14 protein-coding genes are annotated in these 20,618 nt (G+C 42.3%); 10 read left to right on the plus strand and 4 right to left on the minus strand.

The window, feature by feature from the left end; all coding sequences use genetic code 11:
• The first annotated feature begins 89 nt into the window (after positions 1-89).
• From DW800_RS00430 to DW800_RS00450, 5 genes are all read left to right on the plus strand, one after another.
• On the plus strand, positions 90-2,150 hold the full coding sequence (locus DW800_RS00430) for an HD family phosphohydrolase (RefSeq protein ID WP_009037308.1): 2,061 nt from the start codon (positions 90-92) through the stop codon (positions 2,148-2,150).
• Positions 2,151-2,155: 5 nt separating this feature from the next.
• The gene (locus DW800_RS00435; protein ID WP_117689231.1) at positions 2,156-2,929 is read left to right on the plus strand and encodes a hypothetical protein; all 774 of its coding nucleotides are present in this window, start codon (positions 2,156-2,158) and stop codon (positions 2,927-2,929) included.
• Between the two features lie 133 nt (positions 2,930-3,062).
• A complete protein-coding gene (locus tag DW800_RS00440; RefSeq protein ID WP_117704071.1) occupies positions 3,063-4,016 on the plus strand; it encodes a tyrosine-type recombinase/integrase in 954 nt (317 codons plus the stop codon).
• Positions 4,017-4,451: 435 nt separating this feature from the next.
• Positions 4,452-7,736, plus strand: coding sequence for a hypothetical protein (locus tag DW800_RS00445; RefSeq protein WP_117704070.1), 3,285 nt, complete (start codon positions 4,452-4,454; stop codon positions 7,734-7,736).
• Between the two features lie 239 nt (positions 7,737-7,975).
• Positions 7,976-8,284 carry a hypothetical protein gene (locus tag DW800_RS00450; RefSeq protein ID WP_225982686.1) on the plus strand — a complete coding sequence of 103 codons (309 nt, stop codon included), beginning with the start codon at positions 7,976-7,978 and terminating at the stop codon, positions 8,282-8,284.
• A gap of 64 nt (positions 8,285-8,348) precedes the next feature.
• Here the strand turns inward: DW800_RS00450 and DW800_RS00455 are convergent, their stop codons facing one another.
• Both DW800_RS00455 and DW800_RS00460 read right to left on the minus strand, forming a co-directional pair.
• Positions 8,349-9,140 carry a nucleotidyl transferase AbiEii/AbiGii toxin family protein gene (locus DW800_RS00455; RefSeq protein ID WP_005833587.1) on the minus strand — a complete coding sequence of 264 codons (792 nt, stop codon included), beginning with the start codon at positions 9,138-9,140 and terminating at the stop codon, positions 8,349-8,351.
• Entirely contained in the window at positions 9,137-9,940 is an 804-nt protein-coding gene (locus DW800_RS00460; protein WP_061412092.1) for a type IV toxin-antitoxin system AbiEi family antitoxin, read from the minus strand. Before DW800_RS00460 ends, DW800_RS00455 begins: the two co-directional genes overlap by 4 nt.
• A gap of 303 nt (positions 9,941-10,243) precedes the next feature.
• On the opposite strand from DW800_RS00460, the gene DW800_RS00465 reads away from it, so the two are divergent.
• Both DW800_RS00465 and DW800_RS00475 read left to right on the plus strand, forming a co-directional pair.
• Positions 10,244-11,197 (plus strand): tyrosine-type recombinase/integrase, encoded by a 954-nt coding sequence (locus tag DW800_RS00465; protein ID WP_117704069.1) that lies wholly within the window; start codon positions 10,244-10,246, stop codon positions 11,195-11,197.
• A gap of 478 nt (positions 11,198-11,675) precedes the next feature.
• The gene (locus tag DW800_RS00475; protein WP_234146059.1) at positions 11,676-14,516 is read left to right on the plus strand and encodes a DUF4988 domain-containing protein; all 2,841 of its coding nucleotides are present in this window, start codon (positions 11,676-11,678) and stop codon (positions 14,514-14,516) included.
• Positions 14,517-14,639: 123 nt separating this feature from the next.
• On the opposite strand, the gene DW800_RS20095 is transcribed toward DW800_RS00475, so the two are convergent.
• Positions 14,640-14,858: a winged helix-turn-helix transcriptional regulator gene (locus tag DW800_RS20095; protein ID WP_080597300.1), complete on the minus strand. Its 219-nt coding sequence runs from the start codon at positions 14,856-14,858 to the stop codon at positions 14,640-14,642.
• Positions 14,761-15,132 (minus strand): hypothetical protein, encoded by a 372-nt coding sequence (locus DW800_RS00485; RefSeq protein ID WP_005833603.1) that lies wholly within the window; start codon positions 15,130-15,132, stop codon positions 14,761-14,763. The genes DW800_RS20095 and DW800_RS00485 overlap by 98 nt, the downstream gene beginning before the upstream one ends.
• Before the next feature lie 167 nt (positions 15,133-15,299).
• Here DW800_RS00485 and DW800_RS00490 point away from each other — a divergent pair, with 167 nt between their 5' ends.
• The 3 genes from DW800_RS00490 (at position 15,300) to DW800_RS00505 (ending at position 20,458) form a co-directional block, all read left to right on the plus strand.
• Positions 15,300-16,253, plus strand: a complete 954-nt coding sequence (locus DW800_RS00490) for a tyrosine-type recombinase/integrase (protein ID WP_117703771.1) — start codon at positions 15,300-15,302, stop codon at positions 16,251-16,253.
• 436 nt (positions 16,254-16,689) lie between these two features.
• Positions 16,690-20,031 (plus strand): hypothetical protein, encoded by a 3,342-nt coding sequence (locus DW800_RS00500; protein WP_117704067.1) that lies wholly within the window; start codon positions 16,690-16,692, stop codon positions 20,029-20,031.
• Positions 20,032-20,116: 85 nt separating this feature from the next.
• Positions 20,117-20,458, plus strand: a complete 342-nt coding sequence (locus DW800_RS00505; RefSeq protein ID WP_117704066.1) for a hypothetical protein — start codon at positions 20,117-20,119, stop codon at positions 20,456-20,458.
• The last annotated feature ends 160 nt before the right edge of the window (positions 20,459-20,618 follow it).

The raw sequence follows: 20,618 nt of genomic DNA on the forward strand, positions 1-20,618 counted from the left end.
TTACTTATGAATATTTTAGACGGCAAAATTAAACCTTTTTTTCCACACTAATGTTTTTTTTTGTACTTTTCGCAAAAATTTCAGCCGATATGAGTTATTTCAATACCAAAAAAGAGTTCTCGCTCAGAGATTTGCTATACAGAGCACTGATATTCATCGGCACTGTGGGGATTATTGTCTATTTTCTGCCACGTGACGGTAAATTCAACTACCAGTTCGACATTGACAAGCCCTGGAAGTACGGACAGCTCATGGCCACCTTCGACTTCCCCATCTATAAGGCCGATGAAGTGGTGAAACGCGAGCAAGACAGTATCCTCGCCGCCTTCCAGCCGTATTTCCAGCTGGACAAAAGCATTGAGAAAAGTGTGCTCGCCAAGTTGAAGGCAGACTATCAGACCCACCTGCGCGGCCTGCTTCCCTCCACCGACTACGTCCGCTTTCTGGAAAGAAAACTCTCTGAAGTATATCGCGCCGGCATCGTTTCTACCGAAGAGCTGAACCAACTGCATAAGGACAGCACAACCGCCATCATGGTCATTAACGACAAACTGGCCAACCAGCAGGACATCAACAAGGTATATTCGGTGAAGGATGCCTATAACTATATACTCACGGCCGATACCGCCCACTACCGCCCGGACATTCTACGGCAATGCTCGCTGAACGAATATCTGTTCCCTAATCTGACCTATGACGAGCAGCGGACCGAAACCGCTAAGAAGGAGATGCTCGACAACTATTCATGGGCCAACGGCATCGTACTGAGTGGACAGAAAATCATCGACCGCGGCGAGATTGTCAGCCAGGAGACATACAACATCCTTGAGAGTCTACGGAAAGAATCCATCAAACGCAGTGAGTCCATCGGGCAAAAACGGTTGATGCTGGCGGGGCAGGTATTGTTTGTCAGTATCTTCATGCTGTGTTTCATGCTCTACCTCGACTTGTTCCGTAAAGATTACTACAAGCGCAAGGGCAGCCTCTCCCTGCTCTTCGCCCTCATCATGTTCTATTGCGTGGTGACGGCCATCATGGTTGCCAACAACATATTCAATGTCTATATCATCCCGTATGCCATGCTGCCGGTCATCATCCGGGTGTTCCTCGACTCACGCACGGCCTTCATCGCACAAGTCACCACCATACTGATATGCTCCATCTGCCTGCGCTATCCGCATGAATTCATTCTTCTGCAACTCTCGGCGGGGCTGGTTGCCATCTTCAGTCTGAGGGAACTTTCACAACGGTCGCAACTGTTCCGGACAGCCTTCCTCGTCATATTGACCTACGCTGCCGTCTACTTTGCTTTCGAGCTGATTACAGAAAACGACTTGACAAAAATCAACGGAAGCATGTACACCTATTTCGTCATCAACGGAGTGTTGCTGCTGTTCACCTATCCCCTGCTCTTCCTGGTGGAAAAGACGTTCGGCTTTACCTCCAATGTCACTTTGGTCGAATTGTCCAACATCAACAACAGCCTGCTGCGCCGCATGTCCGAGACAGTTCCCGGCACCTTCCAGCATTCCATGCAGGTTGCCAACCTTGCGGCGGAAGCGGCCAACCGTATCGGAGCCAAAAGCCAGCTGGTACGTACCGGAGCGCTGTATCATGACATCGGCAAGATGGAGAATCCGGTGTTCTTCACCGAGAACCAGTCGGGTGGAGTCAATCCGCACAAGAATCTGGGCTATGAGCAAAGTGCCCAAGTCGTCATCAGCCATGTGACGGACGGGCTGAAGCTGGCCGAGAAGAACAATCTCCCCAAAGTAATCAAGGATTTCATCACCACTCACCATGGCCGTGGGAAAACGAAGTATTTCTATATCTCCTGGAAAAACGAGCACCCCGGTGAAGACCCTAACGAGGAGGCATTCACCTACCCCGGTCCCAACCCGTTCACCAAAGAGCAGGCTATCCTGATGATGGCCGATTCGGTGGAAGCCGCTTCACGCAGTCTGCCCGAATATACGGAAGAGAGTATCAGCAACTTGGTAGACAAGATTATCGATTCGCAAGTGGCAGAAGGCTATTTCAAGGAATGCCCCATCACCTTCAAGGATATTGCCACCGTGAAGAACGTATTCAAGGAGAAGCTGAAGACTATATACCATACCCGCATCAGTTATCCCGAACTTAAAAAATAAGAACTATGGAAGTGACCAGTAAAGAACAGAAAAGAGCCGAACAACTGCTGCAAAGCCAGCACATCGGACTGCACCAAATCAAGAGTTTCAGTTTCATGAAGCGTTACCACCAGGTTCCCCGCAAAAGCAACTTGGCTGCGAAAGACAAATATGGTCCGGGCATACTGACTTTACATCTAAAGGAAGGGAAAGAAAAAGTAATCTATCTGCCTCCTTTCCGTCACCCTTCCTCGGTCATCCGCTACCTGGTCTCCCAAGAAATCCCCTTCGACAACCACGCACCGAGGGAACGGACAGTCGCAGAGATTCCCACAGAAACATACCAGCGTCCGTCACTCTATATGTTCTGGTTCTTTGTCTTATTCCTGATGTTCCTTATATTGGGATATTATTCCATCAGTAGCAACGTATGGTGGGGCTTCATCCCGGCTATCATTTCGTTTGCATTAAGTCTTTTTTTCATCAGCATGCTGATGACCCGCTTCTGCTACCTGACGTTGGACAATAACGGCCTCATCATACACAGCGTAGGCAGGACCATCCGCTATCCGTACCAGAACCTGAGAAAAGTAAACTTCGACTTTGCCCGCGAACAGAATTTCACACACGTCATGGAATTGCTGGACAACGATTACCGCTACCGTCTGTTCTATATCGGAAGGGTTTCGAGGAAGAAGCTGAATGAGATTGCCGAACGCCTGCAACAAGCCGGAGTGGATGCCACTTGCAGTCTGAATGACAACAAGCGGTTCTTCCAGGATACGTATATCAGCCACTAAACAGACGTTAGCCAACAAATAAGCTACCGGATACGGCATCATTCCCGTTTCGCAGATTTCAGAATGATGCCTTTGCACTTGCTCTCAATTTATTTATAATTGCAGGATAAACCTTTTTATAAATAATTTGGAAATGAGCAGAAATGAAATTACCTTACAAGAGATGTTCTCCTCAATCATCGGGGAACTCCGGGAAAGCGGCAGGTGGGGGACGGCACACATCTACCAGTCAGCGGTGAATGCATTCTCGGCATTCACCAAATGGCAACCGATGCCCATGCGCAAGCTGAGCCCGACCGTGCTGAAGAGATTCGAAAACTTCCTCAGGCAGAGGAATTGTAGTTGGAATACGGTATCCACCTATATCAAAGCGATACGTTCGGTTTACAACCGGGCGGTGGACAAAAAGCTGGTGCGATATGTACCCAGGCTGTTTGAGCATGTGTATACCGGCACACGGGCGGATAGGAAAAAGGCGCTCGAAGCTTCCGACATAGGCTGCTTGGTACGGGAGACAGAGATGAGCCTGCAGGCCGGTAATTCTTCCAACACCCGACAGAAAACAAAAATTTTCTTTGTATTGATGTTTATGCTAAGAGGGATTCCTTTTGTGGACCTGGCCTATTTGCATAAGAGGGATTTACAAGGAAATACCTTGTCCTATAGGCGCAGGAAGACGGGACGGGCACTGACCGTCTCACTGACGCCGGAGGCTATGCAAATGGTGAGAATGATAGCAAACAAGGACAAGGACTCTCCTTATTTATTCCCCATATTACAAAGTGAGGAAGGCACGGAAGCGGCATACCGGGAATACCAGTCGGCACTCAGGGCATTCAACCAACGTTTGGCAGTACTCAGACAATGCTTGGGAATGCAGTCGGCACTCAGTAGTTATGCGGCACGCCATACTTGGGCGACCATGGCTTACCACTGCGAGATACATCCTGGAATCATATCAGAAGCCATGGGGCACTCTTCCATCACAGTGACGGAAACTTATCTGAAGCCTTTCAGCAACAGAAAGATTGACGAAGCCAATCAAAGGGTAATTTCTTTTGTAAAAAACGAAGGATATCCAGTATAAAAGAGATTACTTCTTTTGAGGAAGTAGAGCAAACTTGTTGTTTCTTTTTTATAGTCTTCAAACAAAGTTTTGAGGAGCGGATTGATATTGGCTTTACAAAAAGTTTCCCAACGTAAGCAATAAACTGAAAGATAGAATCTTATATTGAAAATTAGAGACTTTTTCACTTCATAATTTCTATTGCAGCTTTTCTATAATGTTGGAGATTAAGACTATATATCATCTTTCCAATATCCCAACGGACTGATTTCTACTATTCCAAACAAAACCGGTCTATTTTCTCCTTATCTCCTGATTATTAACGAAATTAACAAGATTTCATTACCTGCGAAGTAACGGAATACTTAGTAACAAAAGAAGTATGCGAAAGGGATTCAAAATGAGAGATTATTCACTTTTTATTTTTTTAAATTTATAAATTTAAAGTTTTCAATTATGAACAAAAAGTTTCTAAGTGTAATCCTGTTCAGCGCCTTAATGGTTGGCACTGCAGGAACGTTCACTTCTTGTAAGGACTATGATGATGACATCGAAAACCTGGACAAGAAGACCAGTGACTTGAACACACAGCTTACGACTTTGCAATCTGCTTTGGATGCCGCTAAGTCTGATATCGCTGCTGCCAAGTCTGCTGCTGATGCTGCCAAAGAAGCTGCTGCCACTGCAAAAGCAGAAGCTATACAGGCTGCGGTTGACAAGGTTAATGAGATGTTGAAAGATGCTCCAAGCCAAGAGGCATTAGATGCATTAAAGACTCAAATTTCTGCCATCGAAACAAATTTGGCTACAATTTCAGGTACAGTAGATGCTAATGCAGCTGCCATTGCTCAGTTAAAGATTCAAATGGTTGCTGTTGAAAAGTACAAAGAGCTAATCGATGCTAATGCTGAAGAAATTGACAAAATCAATGTTGCAATTACAGCTATCAACAAAGCAATGGAAGACGTGGCAACTACAGCTGATGTAAAAGCCATAGATGACAAAGTTACCGCTATTGCTGCCCAAATTAGCAGTATCAATGATGGTTTAGTAACTCTGCTTACTAAAGAATTAAGAAGTTTAGTATTCTATCCCGAGCTGTATGTAGGCGGTATTGAGGCTACTGAATATGAAGCGATGCGCTATACGTATAAGAAAACTTCTACTACTACTGAAATAGAGTTTAATGACGAGCACTCGCCGGCCGTAAAATGTGTAATTACAGAACCTGTGGCAAATTGGAACTATGTAGATGACAAAAAAGATGTATTTGCTCCGATTGATACAGTTAAGTATCACATGAATCCTTCAAGTGCATTGATTGATAAGTTGGCTGATCTTAGCTTTGTCTCAAGAGAAACAGAATACATTACACGTGCAAATGACTCCAAGTTGAAATTTAAGGTTGAAAACATGGAGCAAAAGAAAGACGGATTTATCAGTGTAGGATATTCTCTTGATAAGACTGTTATCTATGACAAGAAATACGATAACGCTGAAAAGGGAGAAGCTTCTATTTTTGCTCTGTCCGCCAATGTAAAGAAGGCTGACAAAGACACTACCATTACTTCTGATTACGCAATGGCGTACATTTCTGAGGTAACTCCTATGGCTATTGCTTACAAGAGCAATGACCTTGTTGATGGTCGTGTCAATACTGCCGTTGAATGTTCTACAGCTAATAACCCTGATGAATTATGGACTAGCGTAAAAGATGCAATCACACATGCTCCAACTTTGCAAGTGGCATACGATGAGTCCATTGACTTAAAAAAGGTATTGGCCACCCATTATGATTGGAACACTGAAACAAAGAATAAAGGTACACATAAAATTTGGCCTTACGGTGCAGAAGCCAAATTCGGTTTGAAGTATGACTTTGCTTTAATTCAGTATAAGACCGGTAATAATGTGACTTCTGACAGCAAATATGTACAACAAGACATTACAAGTGGTGTCATCACTCCTTCTATCGTAAATGAAAAGGGTGAAACATTGAATCAACAAGGAATCTCTTCTGTAGGAAAACGCCCGTTGATCCGTGTTCGCGTACTTGATAATCAAGACCGTGTTGTTTTGGTTGGTTACATCAAATTGCAAATCATCAAAGAAGCCGGTTATAAGATTACGGACGAATTCCCGAAAGACGCTAAATTCGGATGCGACGGAGTTAAGCTGGATTTGACTTGGGCTGAAATCTCTTATCAGTTGCTTGAGAATACCGCTACTCAATCCAAAGACGAATTTGATGCTCTCTACAAATTTACTCAGAATAATTCTGTTGGTACACAATTTGAATTGACAAGCAGTAACGAATGGAAGGCTATCACAGATGCCAAGAAGATTTACGGAGAAGTTGAGGAAGTTGCAGATCCTCACGGAACTACCAATACAATTTTGCGTTGGACTCTGTCAATAAGTGATATGCAACGTATTTATCAAGAAAGCGATTCTCACTCAAAGACTATCTACGTAAGATATGAAAGTAAGCAGGGCGAAACAGCAAATGCTCCGATTTACATGCCATTGAAGGCCACTGTTCTGAAGCCGGTAGGTGCTGTTAAGACCAAGATTGCTGAATACTGGTACGAAAATGGTACAACTACTCGTTTGAATGTGGCTTATCCGAAGGATGGCGGTAACACATTGCAGTATGTAGTTGAACTTGATCAGGTATGGGAAGTAGTAGGTGATGCCAACAAACCTCAATTTGGTCCGACTGCAGGTTTTGCTTCTTATACAGATGCTATATTTGCTAAACAAGCTGTCAATAGTGCAGCCGGTGGTTACAAGTACTTCTTTGCAGCTACTAACGACGAGTACGAATTACCTGCAACTGGAACATTAGCTAAACCTGGTTATTTCTTGTATGTTGATAATACAAAGGCGACAGATATCTTCGCAAAACAATATGATGCAAGCTATGACAATACATTGGAATATGCATTAAAATCAGATCAGGGTGTCTATACGAATACAAAACTGTATGCAGGAAAGACCCGTGCAGCCAAAGTAGAAATTGCAGAAATTAATCAAGCAACAGGTAAGATTACATACAAGCAGAATTCTACATCTGAATTCTTGTTGAACTATTATGGTCACTCCAATGCACAGTTGGTTGCACAAATCGGTGTTGTGCCTTATACTCCGTGTGCTATAGCAATGGCTACGCAGAACAGTGTATATCCTGCCAAGTTCTTGCGTCCTATTGATGCCAACCCGGTAGAAGACGGTGAGTTTACTGATGCCGAGGCAAATGGTTCTAAATTGAATATCGCAGACTTGTTCCACTTCTCCGACTGGCGTGATAAGAAGTTTGTTGACTTTGATGCTGATCCGGTGGACTACTCAAACGCTTGGTTGTTTGCATATTATAATGTAAAACAAGTTAAGGTGCTGATTGATAAGATCACTACTGATATGAACGGTCACGATATCAACAACAAGTTGTTGTCTCAGGTGTCAACAAAAGTTAAGTTCTCTCAATTGAATCCATCTGGCGCAGATGTGACTGGTACTGGTGTAACTGTTAGTTTCGCTGCTTACAACAAGCAATCTGCTGGTACGAAAGCAACTTACGATGCTATCAAGGCAGCTATGGGACAAATCAAGTATGAGAACAACGGTAACAACGTAGGTACTTTCAAGGTACGTATTCCGGTTGAGTTCACTTACGATTGGGGCGTTATCCAGAAAGTGTGGGTAGATTGTGTGGTTAAAAACACCATCGGCAACAATTAATGATGTAAATAGTTACATTATACTACACTAATGAAAGAGGGGTATGTTCATGAGGGCATACTCCTCTCTTTATAAATAGAAATGCAATGAAAAAAAGAGTAATAAATCTCACGCTATTTATTGCGACTGTTCTTATCGGTATGAATTCATGTACCAATAGAAAAGCGAGTGTAACAGAAGACGTTTATAATATTAGCTCCCAAGATACGGCTGTTGTCTTGAAATTAGCTTCTTCGTGTATGGACGCTCTGCAAGAAGGCAGAACAGAAGCCGCATTGGAAATGATGTATGTTACACGGAATGATACTCTGATGCCAATCAGTAACGAACAGAAAGTGAACATGGCAAGACGATTCAAGCTTTTCCCTGTATTGGATTATACTCTGGAAAGCTTCGGTTTTTCTCAGTACACCGGAAATGAAGTGAAATTCAGGGTGAAATTTGCTGAAGAAGATGCAGCGGACAATAAGCCTGCTGCTTATACCAGCCTCAGATTCTGTCCGGTGAAGTATAACGCAGACTGGTATCTGACCATCGAATCCGAATAAACGAGGTAGCAATTAATAGGTTGGAGGATGTTTCTGAATAAACATCCTCCTTTCCATAGAATTACTATTGCATGTTTTCTATCAGCCGTTCTTTAACAGCTTTATAGCCTTCAATAGGGTCAAAAGGCTCATCTGGACGAAGAAGCAATTGAGTATCACCCAGAAAATCCGGATCAACCATCTTTTCTTCCATATTAGCAACGAATTGTTTGTATGTGGGAGGTTGCTGAACTGCAAAACTCATGTAGCGATGATAGCAGCGCATGAGTTCGTTTACATCAACTTCTGCTTTTGTCAATGCTACATATAAGTCAAATAAGTCACGCCCTTTTTTACGTTGGTATAATGCTCTCAGTTTCGTGCCCAGAAGTTCATTAAGCCGATAGGTTGTAATCTCACATTCTCCCGTGAACCAACTATTCTCAACTATAAAAGGAATCTTTACCAATCCCAGCTCATTGAAGTGCTCAAAGCAATTAATTTCAATCTTCAATCTTATCTGGATTGTTGGCGGAAACTCTGATTCCATTCTGAACAGCATTGTATTATTATAGCGTTTCTGTTTAGTAACACGATTCGGTAAAAAGTCCAATACTTCTCCTAATCTGAACATAATGGGCTTGATTGGTCCCGGATTTATTTGTACTAAATCAATGTCTTCACTATAGCGTGGCTGTGGAGAAAGATAAAGTTTGTGTAATGCCGTTCCTCCACGAAAGGCTAACTGTGAAGAAAGGAATTCATCACTAAAAATGGCAACCAATGCACGTGAGATGATTAAATCCTGCTCGATTTGCGCATTATCATTCCACGGCACCTGCTTACTCCATTGTATGATAGAGGCTCTGTTAATCATATGTCATCAACTTCTATATTTGTATTTATTTTTATCTTCCAGCGCGTATTCTTCTCCTGGACATCAGCACTATGGCGCGTGCTGAGGAATACGTATTTGAACGTTCTGGTGTATTTGCATAACAAATCATATAAATCATTGGCTCGTTGTTCTTCTTGCAACACTACATCTAAAATGAATCCAAGCCGCTGAATTGCCGCTAAAGAGGTGTATGCAAACAAAGATTCTGAAATCTTCGAAAAGTCTATCAATTCCGACAATTCTTCCAGTATGGTTGCCGCACGTGACAAGCCACCAATATGTTGTTCATATTGTACAAGATCTACAGCCGTCAGCTCTGCATTCGAATAGTATATGGTACCCGTTTCTGAATTTCTTGTTAGAAGAAACTCAGAAGGCATTTTGTTTCTATAATTCCACACCAACAGATTATTCTTTGTAGGAGATACTGAGGACTTAGGCAAAATTGTTGTGACAGAAAACCTCTGTGGACGTTGATGAGCTGAACCGAGAAGCTCTGCTGCATTGAGAAGACTTATATAATAGGGCTTATCCAAATAAGACATCAGTTGGTCAATGTAGTATATAGGAGGAATAATACCTTTTGCCGCATATTGGGGGGGCATAATTACATAGAACCCTCGATATACAGGTACTATGATTTTTTGCGTAGAAAGGCGGAACAAATCATTTTTGATAGATTGTTCTGTTATATTGGGGAAAAATCGTCTTACAGTACTAAAGGAAAATGTAGGTGTTCCCCCAATTTCTAATTCTCTTATCCATTCTCGAATTGACATATCCGTCCTTTTTGGTGCAAAAGTAATCAAAAAACGATTATCTTTGCACTATTTCGGGACAAAATTTAGAATCATGCCAAACAAATTAAATCTCATTAGTTTCAAGTACAAGTTCCAATAAAAGTAATAGGTTGATTTTATTCTAATTTGCTACACTCATAATTTACTTTATCATATCCAACTGTTATTATAAAATATTTAGTCCGATATAACAAAAGTATTCAATGGGAGAGCATTCTTTTTTTTATTTCTCCTCTCAATTGTATATAATTGCAAGATAAATCTTTTATAAATTATTTCGAAATGAGAAAGAATGAAATTACCTTACAGGAGATGTTCTCGACAATCGTTGAAGAACTTCGGGAAAGCGGGAGATGGGGAACGGCACACATCTACCAGGCCTCCTCAAATGCGTTCTCCGCATTCACCAACTACCAGGCGCTGCCTCTGCGGAAGTTAAGCCCTACGGTACTCAAACGCTTCGAAAACCACCTGCGACACAGGAACTGCAGCTGGAATACGGTATCTACTTACATTAAGACAATCCGCTCCACCTACAACAGGGCTGTGGATATGAAGTGCGTACGCTATACTCCCCGGCTCTTCGAACATGTATATACGGGTACACGGGCCGATAGGAAGAAGGCTTTGGAAACATCGGATATCAGCTATCTGGTACGCGAAACGGAAATGGGGATGCAGGAAAAGGCATTTCCCAATAACCTGCAGAAAACCAGGATATTCTTTGTACTCATGTTCATGCTGCGAGGCATTCCGTTCGTCGATTTGGCCTATCTGCACAAGAGGGATTTGCAAGGCAATACACTATCGTACCGCCGCCGAAAAACGGGACGCGCCTTGACAGTGGCGCTTACCCCCGAAGCCATGCAGATGATACGTCTGATGGCCAGCAGGAATCAGGATTCGCCTTATCTATTTCCCATACTGCACAGCGAGGAAGGCACCGAAGCGGCATACCGGGAATACCAGTCGGCACTCAGGGGATTCAACCAGCGGCTGGCTGTACTGCGGCAGTGTCTGGGCATGAAGTCGGCACTGAGTACCTATGCGGCAAGACATACCTGGGCCACAATGGCTTATCATTGTGAAATTCATCCGGGTATCATTTCGGAAGCCATGGGGCACTCCTCCATCACGGTGACAGAAACCTATCTGAAGCCTTTCAGCAGCAGAAAGATTGACGAGGCCAACCAGAGGGTAATTTCTTTTGTAAGAAGCGGAGCGTGTACAGTATAAAAGACGTTACTTCTTTTGATAGGATAGAATAGATTTGTCGCACATTTTCCGGAATCTTCAAAATGAGTTTTGAGGAACGGAATGGCGTTGTCTTTACGGAGCTCCCATCGGTGCTATCAATGGACTGTCATTCAACCTTTTGAACTGAAAGATACATACTTTCATTCTTTGAAAGCCTCATTTCATCCCTTTCCCACTGTCATCTTTCTGGACTTCCAATCCTCTTTCCAATATCCTAACGGGCTGATTTTTACTATTTTGAACAAACCCCACCTATTTTATCCTTATTCCTTGATTATTAATGGAATTAACAGGATTTCATTACCTGCGAAGTAACGGAATTTTTTAACAAAAGCATTATGGGAAAAGGAATGCCAGAAATGAGAAATTATTCACTTTTTATTTTTTTAAATTTATAAATTTAAAGTTTTCAATTATGAACAAAAAGTTTCTAAGTGTGATCCTGTTCAGTGCCTTAATGGTTGGTACTGCAGGTACATTTGTTTCTTGTAAGGATTATGATGATGACATCGAAAACTTACAGAAGCAAATTGATGAAAACGCTAAGGCTATAGATCAGATTAATAAGCTGATTTCAGACGGTAGCGTAATAACAGGGGTAGTCAAGGGAGCAAATGGCATCACTATTACTCTTAGCAATGGTAATTCTTATGAAATTACCAATGGCTCAAATGGCACAAATGCTGCAGTATGGAGCATCGGAGAGGATGGCTATTGGTATAAAGATGACGTAAAACAGGCTTATAAAGCCGTTGGCGAAAAAGGTGGTGATGGTTGCTACTATAAGCCTAATGAAACAACTGGGAACTTTGACATCTACAATGCTGATGGTACCTTAAAGGAATCTACCAATATCTCTTGGAAAGGTACGGGCATTACTGCTGTAGAGGATGGCAATGATGTGATTCTATACAATGTGACAAAGGCTGATGGAACGACAGGCAGTGTTACAATTTCAAAGACCAACAATTTGCGTAGCTTGGTTTTCATCCCGCAAGTGTATGTTGATGGTGTGCAGGGGTTGACTTATGATTCCTATGCTTATAAAGCACTGACTTTATCTGAAAAGGATTCTAAATCGGAAAAAACGACAGCTGCAGCTACCAGCACCACTATCAATCCGGTTGTCTATGCCGAATATCATGTAAATCCGGCCAATGCCAACGTTAATGAACTGAAAGACAAACTTTCATTCATGGTGAAACCGAACGTGGATTATATCAGTTCACGTGCTGCTGCTTCCAATGATTTTGCAATGACTCCCGAATTCGTTTCCTTTACGGACGGTATTTTGAAGGTCAAAGTCAATATCAAGGGAATAGCCGCTACAGAAGAAAAGATTTCTGTGTTTGCATTGAATGTAGAGAAAGAAAATGGTGAAGATGTTACTTCTGATTATGCTACAGTATTCAAGAAAGATTTGAGTGACTTGGCTATCGCTGACCCGGCTGCCGAAGCTGCAAAGAAAGGTATCGCTGATAAAGACGAGCACTATAGAACTAAAATTGCTGCTGTAGATGCTGACGCATACAATCAAAAGGTTGTTTGGGCAGAAGGAAATACTGAGGCAGAATCTAAAACATACTGTGATACCATTGTTGTTTACAACCAGAGCTTAGACTTGACGAAATGCGTAGAAGCTCATGAATTGGCATGTGAAGGTGGTGACAAAATCAAGGTTGCTGATTTGGAGAAACTTGGCCTGAGCTTTGCTTTTGATGTGGTAAAGAACTATAAGGTAGGTAATCCTGTAACCGATCAGGCAGACTTCGTGACTTTGGCTGATGGCGTTTTGACCCCGAAAGTGTATGAAACCGAAGGCCGTGCAGCTATTGGCCGTACTCCTATCGTACGTGTTCGTTTGATGGATGGCGAGAACCTTGTAAAGGTAGCTTACATCAAGGTATTCATTGCAGATGAGACAAGCGCTCCTGTTACTAACCAATATGAACTGACTATCGAAAACTTCAAGTATGATTGCGATGATGCTGCAGCTTCAAAACTGTCAACAGTTAAGGATATGAACGTTCAGGTATACAATGAAATCGGTCTGAGTAAAGAACAATTCCACGCAACTTATCCGTATTTCTACGACTATGGTGCTAACCAGACTCCGGCAGATTTGGGTACTTGTGAAGAAACAACAGATGCAGAAACTCAAGCTACTCACGTAATCAAATGGACTATCTCTAAAGACGCTTTGTGGGAAAATGCCAGCAAGCAGCTGACTCACCGTGTAAGATATTATGCAGGTGAAAATCAAACAGGTGCTTATGTTGAATTGGTACTGAAAGCTACGGTAGAAGATATCCAGAAGTCTTACAATGTAGCAAAAGCCGACTTCATCTCCAACTATTGGGATGCAGACAAAACTTATACCAAGTTTAATGTTGCCGTACCAAGTAGCACGACAGATGCTGACCCAACTCACTGTACATTTGTTAATGATTTGAATTCTCCGTTCACAACTTGGGCAAAGAATAGTACGGAAGGAACTCCGGGCGTACTGAAACTTGACAAAGCAGTGACTGGTATAGAATACTTCTTCTGCGCTGATGACATCAAGAATATCACTAAGATTGGTGATATTAATGTAGTCTTCACAACAGATGCAGATGGTACGACATTATACGCTACAGTAGGCGGCGTAAAAGAAGAGATAGCTGTTATTAACAATGCTGGTTCTACCGCTCCTAACACTGTAACCTATAACAAGAATAGTGCTATTGCCAAGCAATTGTTGAATACTGGCGCTATGTACACTTATATTGGTGCTACTGGTCGTGTATGCGATGATGAGACTAAGGTAGTTACTATTACATTTGATAATGAAGATCACTTCCAGGCTAATTTCATCCGTCCGGTCAACATTGCTGAACAAGCTGCTGATAACTTCATCGACGCTGTTGACTTTGGTGAAAAGGGTTCATTCATCCGCTTGGAAGACTTGATTGCTCCTTACGACTGGCGTGATCGCTACTTCAGTGACTATGCTAATTACTGGGGCTTCTACGGACCATTCACAATTACTGCCGATGTGGATAATGCAGAATGTGACTTGAACGGTGTTCGTCAGGCTGTTCCTGTAACGGTAGAGTTGAAAGCTAACACAAATACCACAATGGGTAGCGGTGATGATGCTAAGACTTCTCAGTATGGTTTCATCACTTACAAGAACAATGGTACTAAAGTTTCAGCATTCAATATCTACGTTAAAGTTACCGTAGAATATGGTTGGGGTACCATCAAGACTGATTTCATTACAGTTCCTGTAAGCTCTACTATCACTAATAACTAAAAGTAAACAAGTTATTAGAAGATAATAAATAAAAGAGTGGATATAGTCTTACAAAAGATTATATCCACTCTTCTTTTATAGTGCCTCCAATAATAAACCAACTGTCAGAACAAGTCTTGACTATTACACGTTGTTAAACACTTCCCAGTACCCCGATGTTCTACTGCCAATCCGAGTTATCAGTCCCTCCCGTTTAAGCAGCACTATTCTATTTTTTATTGTTCTCTCAGAAAGTTTTAGCACTTCACTCAACTGTCCAATGGTTATATATGGATCTTGTATAATTGCTTCCAATGTACTTTGGGCAATCTTTGGGCAATCTTTGGGCAACATTAGTTTCATCCTGCCCCATATTACTCAGTGATGTTCCGGTATTGTCCTTCATTCTGACTACATTACCGCATCCTTCATGTACGGGTATGAACATGAGGAAGTAACTGCGTTCCTCATCGGTTTCGATAGAAGCACGTGGTGAACCGTTTTTAGCCAGCCCATCTTGGATTGTAGGAATTCCGGTGCAGCGACCTTCTGTCAAGTCCAATTCTTTCAAGAAATCCCGATTACTTTCCACTTTATTACGATGCAGCAGGTCTTCTATGTTTATTGGCAGTGACATATAGTGTTCAATTATTTAATTCCACCAATGAGTATAGTCAGTATGGTGTATTCGTATTGCAATTTTCAATGCGAAGTTTCTCGCAAATATAAGAAATATATTCGTCTCCCTTATATTCATCTAATTTATTTATATTGCAGAATAAACCTTTTATAAATAAATTGGAAATGAATAGAAATGAAATTACCTTACAAGAGATGTTCTCCTCAGTCATCGGGGAACTCCGGGAAGGCGGCAGGTGGGGGACGGCACACATCTACCAGTCAGCGGTGAATGCATTCTCGGCATTCACCAAATGGCAGCCGATGCCCATGCGCAGGCTGAGCCCGACCGTACTGAAGAGATTCGAAAACTACCTCAGGCAGAGGAACTGCAGTTGGAACACCGTATCCACCTACATCAAGACGGTACGCTCGGTGTATCATCGGGCGGTGGACAGAAAGTACATACGGTATGTACCCAGACTGTTCGAGCATGTATATACCGGCACACGGGCGGACAGGAAGAAGGCGCTCGAGGCATCCGACATCAGCAGCCTGGTAAGGGAGACGGAAAGGAGCCTGCAAAGAGGGACGCTCCCAAACACACAGCAGAGAACAAGGATTTTCTTCGTACTCATGTTCATGCTCAGGGGCATACCCTTCGTGGACCTGGCGTACCTGCACAAAAGGGACCTGCAGGGGAATGTGCTGTCTTACAGAAGGCGGAAGACGGGACGGGCGCTGACCGTGTCACTCACACCCGAAGCCATGCAGATGGTCAGGATGGTGGCGAACAGGAACCCCGACTCCCCCTATCTGTTTCCCATCCTGCAGAGCGAGGAAGGCACGGAAGCCGCATACCGGGAATACCAGTCGGCACTCAGGGGATTCAACCAGCGGCTGGCAGTACTCAGGCAGTGCCTGGGAATGCAGTCGGCACTCAGTACCTATGCAGCCAGACACACCTGGGCCACAATGGCCTACCATTGCGAGATACACCCCGGAATCATATCGGAAGCCATGGGGCACTCCTCCATCACGGTGACGGAAACCTATCTGAAGCCTTTTAGCAACAGAAAGATTGACGAGGCCAATCAAAGGGTAATTTCTTTTGTAAGAAGCGGAGCGTGTACAGTATAAAAGACGTTACTTCTTTTGATAGGATAGAATAGATTTGTCGCACATTTTCCGGAATCTTCAAAATGAGTTTTGAAGAACGGAATGGTGTTGTCTTTACGGAGCTCTAATCGGTGCTATCAATATACTGTCATTCAAGCCTTTGAACCGAAAAATATACACTTTCATCCTTTAAAAGCCTCATTTCATCCCTTTCCCACTGTCATCTTTCTGGACTTCCAATCCTCTTTCCAATATCCCAACGGACTGATTTTTACTATTCCAAACAAAACCGGTCTATTTTCTCCTTATTCCCTGATTATTAACGAAATTAACAAGATTTCATTACCTGCGAAGTAACGGAATACTTAGTAACAAAAGAAGTATGCGAAAGGGATTCAAAATGAGAAATTATTCACTTTTTATTTTTTTAAATTTATAAATTTAAAGTTTTTCAATTATGAACAAAAAGTTTCTAAGTGTGACCCTGTTCAGTGCCTTGATGATAGGTGCGACAGGAACGTTCACGTCTTGTAAGGACTATGATGACGACATCAAGAACTTGCAGGAACAACTGGACAAGAAAGCTTCACTTGAAGAGCTGACTGCAAAAGTTTCGACTTTGGAGACGGCTATCAACGATGCTAAAACAGCTGCCAACGAAGCTAAGGGCAAGGCTCAGGAAGCTTTGGACAAGGCCGGTTCGGCAGAAGGTGGTGTTTCTGATGACGACTTGAAAGCTCTGAAGAAAGAACTGCAAGACCAAATCGACAAGCTGGCTTCTTTGGAGGCGGTAGAGACAAAAATCGCTGATCTGAAAAAGTCTTTGGAAAGCCAGTTCATTTCTGACAAAGAATTGAAAGAGCTTGCTAAGGAAGTCGAAACATTGAGTACTAAGGTTATGGCAATTATCGGACATCGTTTGACGAGCCTTACGCTGATTCCGACTACACATATCAATGGTATTCCTTCTATCGAGTTGTTAACACTGAAGTATAAGCCTCAGGTTTTCAAGGCAAATGTACATGAAACAACAACTGATGGAAAGCACAAGACACATCCTGTTTTGGACCACGTGGCAGCGGCTAATGCTGAATACCTCAGCATTTCTACAGAAAAGAATGAAGTAAGCTTCAAGATGAGTCCGAGTATCGGTGTGATGAAGGAGGATATCGAACTTCCTATGTTTGAATGTTTCAAATCTCAGAACATCACAAAAGCTGCTCCTGAACTTTCGCTGAATAAACCTATTCAGGTTGTGGATTATGAAGTAGACGGAGGCATTCTGACCGTGAAATACAAGAAAAATGTAAATGAGAATATCGGTACAACCGGTAGCGCTCACGGGTCAAGCAAATCTGAAACTTTCTGGATGGCTTCTTTGAAGACCCCTATTGCTGAGAAAAATTTTACAGATGCGGAAAAAGAAGCAGGCAAAGATGTATATGTAAGTTCCGAATACAGTCGTATTGAAGAATCCAATGTATATCCTTACCTGGCTAATGCGAAGGTTAAGTTTGATGGAACAACTATCAGCACAGATTTTGCAGAAGAAAAGCAAGGCGATCTTTACGTTCACTATCATGACTCTCTGTGCTTGTACAGATCAGGTAATGAAGAACTGGTAGACGTTAAGCAGCCATTTGATAAGCCGCTTGACTTGAGAACCTTGGTTACCGTATGCTACAGTTACGATGAAAAGGATCATTCCTCTCACAAGAAATTGGAAGAATATCCGGATTACGGTTTGGAATTCCGTTTTGCTTTGGCAAAAGCCAAGTATCTGCAAGGTGACCGCAAGACTGACGAACAGGAGTTCGGTCGCATCTTGGCTGACGGTTATACCCTGAAATCAGAAGTCTACGATGTTGATTTGAAAGATGATGAATTCTCCAAGACTTCTATCGGTCGTGAGCCTATCATTCGTGCAGAGTTGTGGGATAAGAATAAGGGTAACATGATTGCGGTTCGTTACATCAAGGTGCGTTGGACCGGTGAAAAGGACCAAACGATTGCTGCTATCACATTCCCGAACGATACTGTAACTTGCAAGGATATGTTCCAACAATTGTTCTCTAAGGAGATGAACGAGAAGATTTACCATATGGTTAAGTTTGACGGTGGACAGAGTATCAGCAAAACTCAATTCCATGCTATCTACAAAAAGATAGAAATCGTAGAACTGAAGAAAGACAAAAAAGTGGTAGACCTCACTAAATTGACAATTGCTACTGATGCAGGAACATATTGGAATGAAGGAACCACTCCTCAAGTTAAGGATGGAAAAGAAGCGATTGAGACAGTTAAGGTGGAGAACAAAGACATAACACCTGACCTTGTATTCGGATTCTTGTCGGATGCTCTTGACAACACTTCTTACAACCTGGTTTGGGCGATGAACCCGAAGACTGTAGGTACTTTGGCTTACGATGCGGCTACCAAAACTTATGCTTCTGAATTCGAAATTACAGTTAGATATCTTGATGAAGCCGGTTTGAATGGTGATGTTAAACAGACATTCAAGCAGAAGATTGTGGTTCCGGAACAGAAATTTGCATACCAAGGTACATTCTGGAAGGGTGGTACCGGTGCAGGTGTCTTCAATGTGAACCCGATTGTTTACAACACAACAGATGACGGTGGAACACAGAAAGCCCCGCATGTATATCCGGGTACTGCTAACGGCTGTTCACTGAAAGACTATAGCCACATCGAAGCTGACTTGGTTAACGGTTTCGTTTATGCTGGCACTAAAGAAAAACCGAAGAACCTGGCTCAATTCATCAAATACATCCGTAGTTGTGCAGAAGTTAAGTTTATCTTCGATGCAGAACGTATGAAAAATGCAGAAAAATATCCGCACTTGGCTAAATTTAAAGTTAGCAATGATGGTGAGCAATTGTGGAAGACAACTGTAGGTGGTGCGTTGACTGATGCTGAGAAGGATGCCACTACGACTGAGGTAAATCATAACATTGGTATGTCAGACAAGGGTATCTATGATTACATACAAACTGATAACAACTTGGCTGCTACTATCAACAACTTGATGGGAGCTAGTGCAAATGAAAACAAAACGAACCTGCTTTGGAATTACGATGAAACCTTGGGTAATACTCAAGACCAATGCTCAAGTATCATCCGTTTGCACGAAACAGACAAGTTCCATGGTACTGCAGCTGCTCAAGAGTTGATAGATACGGAAGTTCCTGTAAGTTTGGTTGTTGAATACAATGACTACAACAAAATTCAAGTTCTTGACTTTGATGTATTCTTCATTGAACCGTTGAAGATTGACGGTACTATCAGCGACAACTTCGTTGATGCAGAAATTGACGGTAGCTTCTTGAATGTAGGCAAGAACTTCACATTCACCGACTGGAATGGCTATAAAGTAGCTGCAATTTCCGGTACTACAGGCAATGACGTTTACGCACATCCGTTGTATGACTACTATGGCGTAGACAAGGTTAGATTCTTGACTGAGGATACCAAGACCAGCTTGACTTGGAATGAGGAAACTCAGACATATGAGCACAAGGAAGGTACAACCGATGGCAAGATGCCGACTAACGCTTCGTTGAAGATGATGACTTGGAATGAAAATCAAGCAAAATCTACAGCAACTCCTGCTGAGTCTAACCCGACTCACTTGGCATACTTCAACAACCACGGAACCCCGGTTAATGTCGATTACAACTTGTTTGTAACTGTAAACGTTGACTACAAGTGGGGCTCTTTGGATAAAGAAAACCTGAAAGTACTCGTCAAGAAGGCTGAAGGTACTCCAAGCACTAAATGATTAAGAAGAAATTCTTGATATAACCCTAAATTAAAAGGACGTCCTTGACGGACGTCCTTTTTTCAATTCTATAATATGTTTTGATATGAAAAGAATACTATATATTTCAATCATCTCCCTTGGGACTGCTTACCTGTCTTCCTGCAAAAATCCGAAAGCAGCACATCCATTTCATGGAAAATTCGTCACGGAAACCGGTATACGATTCGACCTTCGTGCAGACTCCACCACCCTGATTCAATATGATGATTCCAGTTCTTACGAGGGTACATGGAAGGTCTATAATCAAGGAGATACACTAAAGTATGCCACTATTGAGTTTGCCGGTTACTTTAATTATTATTATCTGCGCAATGGTAAACTCTATCGCAATGAGCATAACATGAAACGTCAAGTTCTTGGTGAAGAAATTAAATATCAAGATTAAAACAGAAAATGGCTATTACTATTCCTCTATTCTGTTGGATGGGGAAAAGAATAGCCACTTCATATGACACTCAACCACACATTTCCAATAATAATCGTTTTATGATTATCGTGATATTTTCCTCATATTTGCGTGTAAACTCAATAATCATCTGAAAAAT

This window comes from Bacteroides sp. AM32-11AC (genome assembly GCF_003603515.1).
GTDB lineage: Bacteria > Bacteroidota > Bacteroidia > Bacteroidales > Bacteroidaceae > Bacteroides > Bacteroides uniformis.

Bases quoted from the DNA above. Each gene is read 5' to 3' on its own strand.
- DW800_RS00485 (WP_005833603.1), bottom strand. From the start codon at position 15,132: ATGTCACTGCCAATAAACATAGAAGACCTGCTGCATCGTAATAAAGTG.
- DW800_RS00430 (WP_009037308.1), top strand. From the start codon at position 90: ATGAGTTATTTCAATACCAAAAAAGAGTTCTCGCTCAGAGATTTGCTA.
- DW800_RS20095 (WP_080597300.1), bottom strand. From the start codon at position 14,858: ATGAAACTAATGTTGCCCAAAGATTGCCCAAAGATTGCCCAAAGTACA.
- DW800_RS00460 (WP_061412092.1), bottom strand. From the start codon at position 9,940: ATGTCAATTCGAGAATGGATAAGAGAATTAGAAATTGGGGGAACACCT.
- DW800_RS00440 (WP_117704071.1), top strand. From the start codon at position 3,063: ATGAGCAGAAATGAAATTACCTTACAAGAGATGTTCTCCTCAATCATC.
- DW800_RS00450 (WP_225982686.1), top strand. From the start codon at position 7,976: ATGGACGCTCTGCAAGAAGGCAGAACAGAAGCCGCATTGGAAATGATG.
- DW800_RS00465 (WP_117704069.1), top strand. From the start codon at position 10,244: ATGAGAAAGAATGAAATTACCTTACAGGAGATGTTCTCGACAATCGTT.
- DW800_RS00505 (WP_117704066.1), top strand. From the start codon at position 20,117: ATGAAAAGAATACTATATATTTCAATCATCTCCCTTGGGACTGCTTAC.
- DW800_RS00455 (WP_005833587.1), bottom strand. From the start codon at position 9,140: ATGATTAACAGAGCCTCTATCATACAATGGAGTAAGCAGGTGCCGTGG.
- DW800_RS00490 (WP_117703771.1), top strand. From the start codon at position 15,300: ATGAATAGAAATGAAATTACCTTACAAGAGATGTTCTCCTCAGTCATC.
- DW800_RS00435 (WP_117689231.1), top strand. From the start codon at position 2,156: ATGGAAGTGACCAGTAAAGAACAGAAAAGAGCCGAACAACTGCTGCAA.
- DW800_RS00475 (WP_234146059.1), top strand. From the start codon at position 11,676: ATGGTTGGTACTGCAGGTACATTTGTTTCTTGTAAGGATTATGATGAT.
- DW800_RS00500 (WP_117704067.1), top strand. From the start codon at position 16,690: ATGAACAAAAAGTTTCTAAGTGTGACCCTGTTCAGTGCCTTGATGATA.
- DW800_RS00445 (WP_117704070.1), top strand. From the start codon at position 4,452: ATGAACAAAAAGTTTCTAAGTGTAATCCTGTTCAGCGCCTTAATGGTT.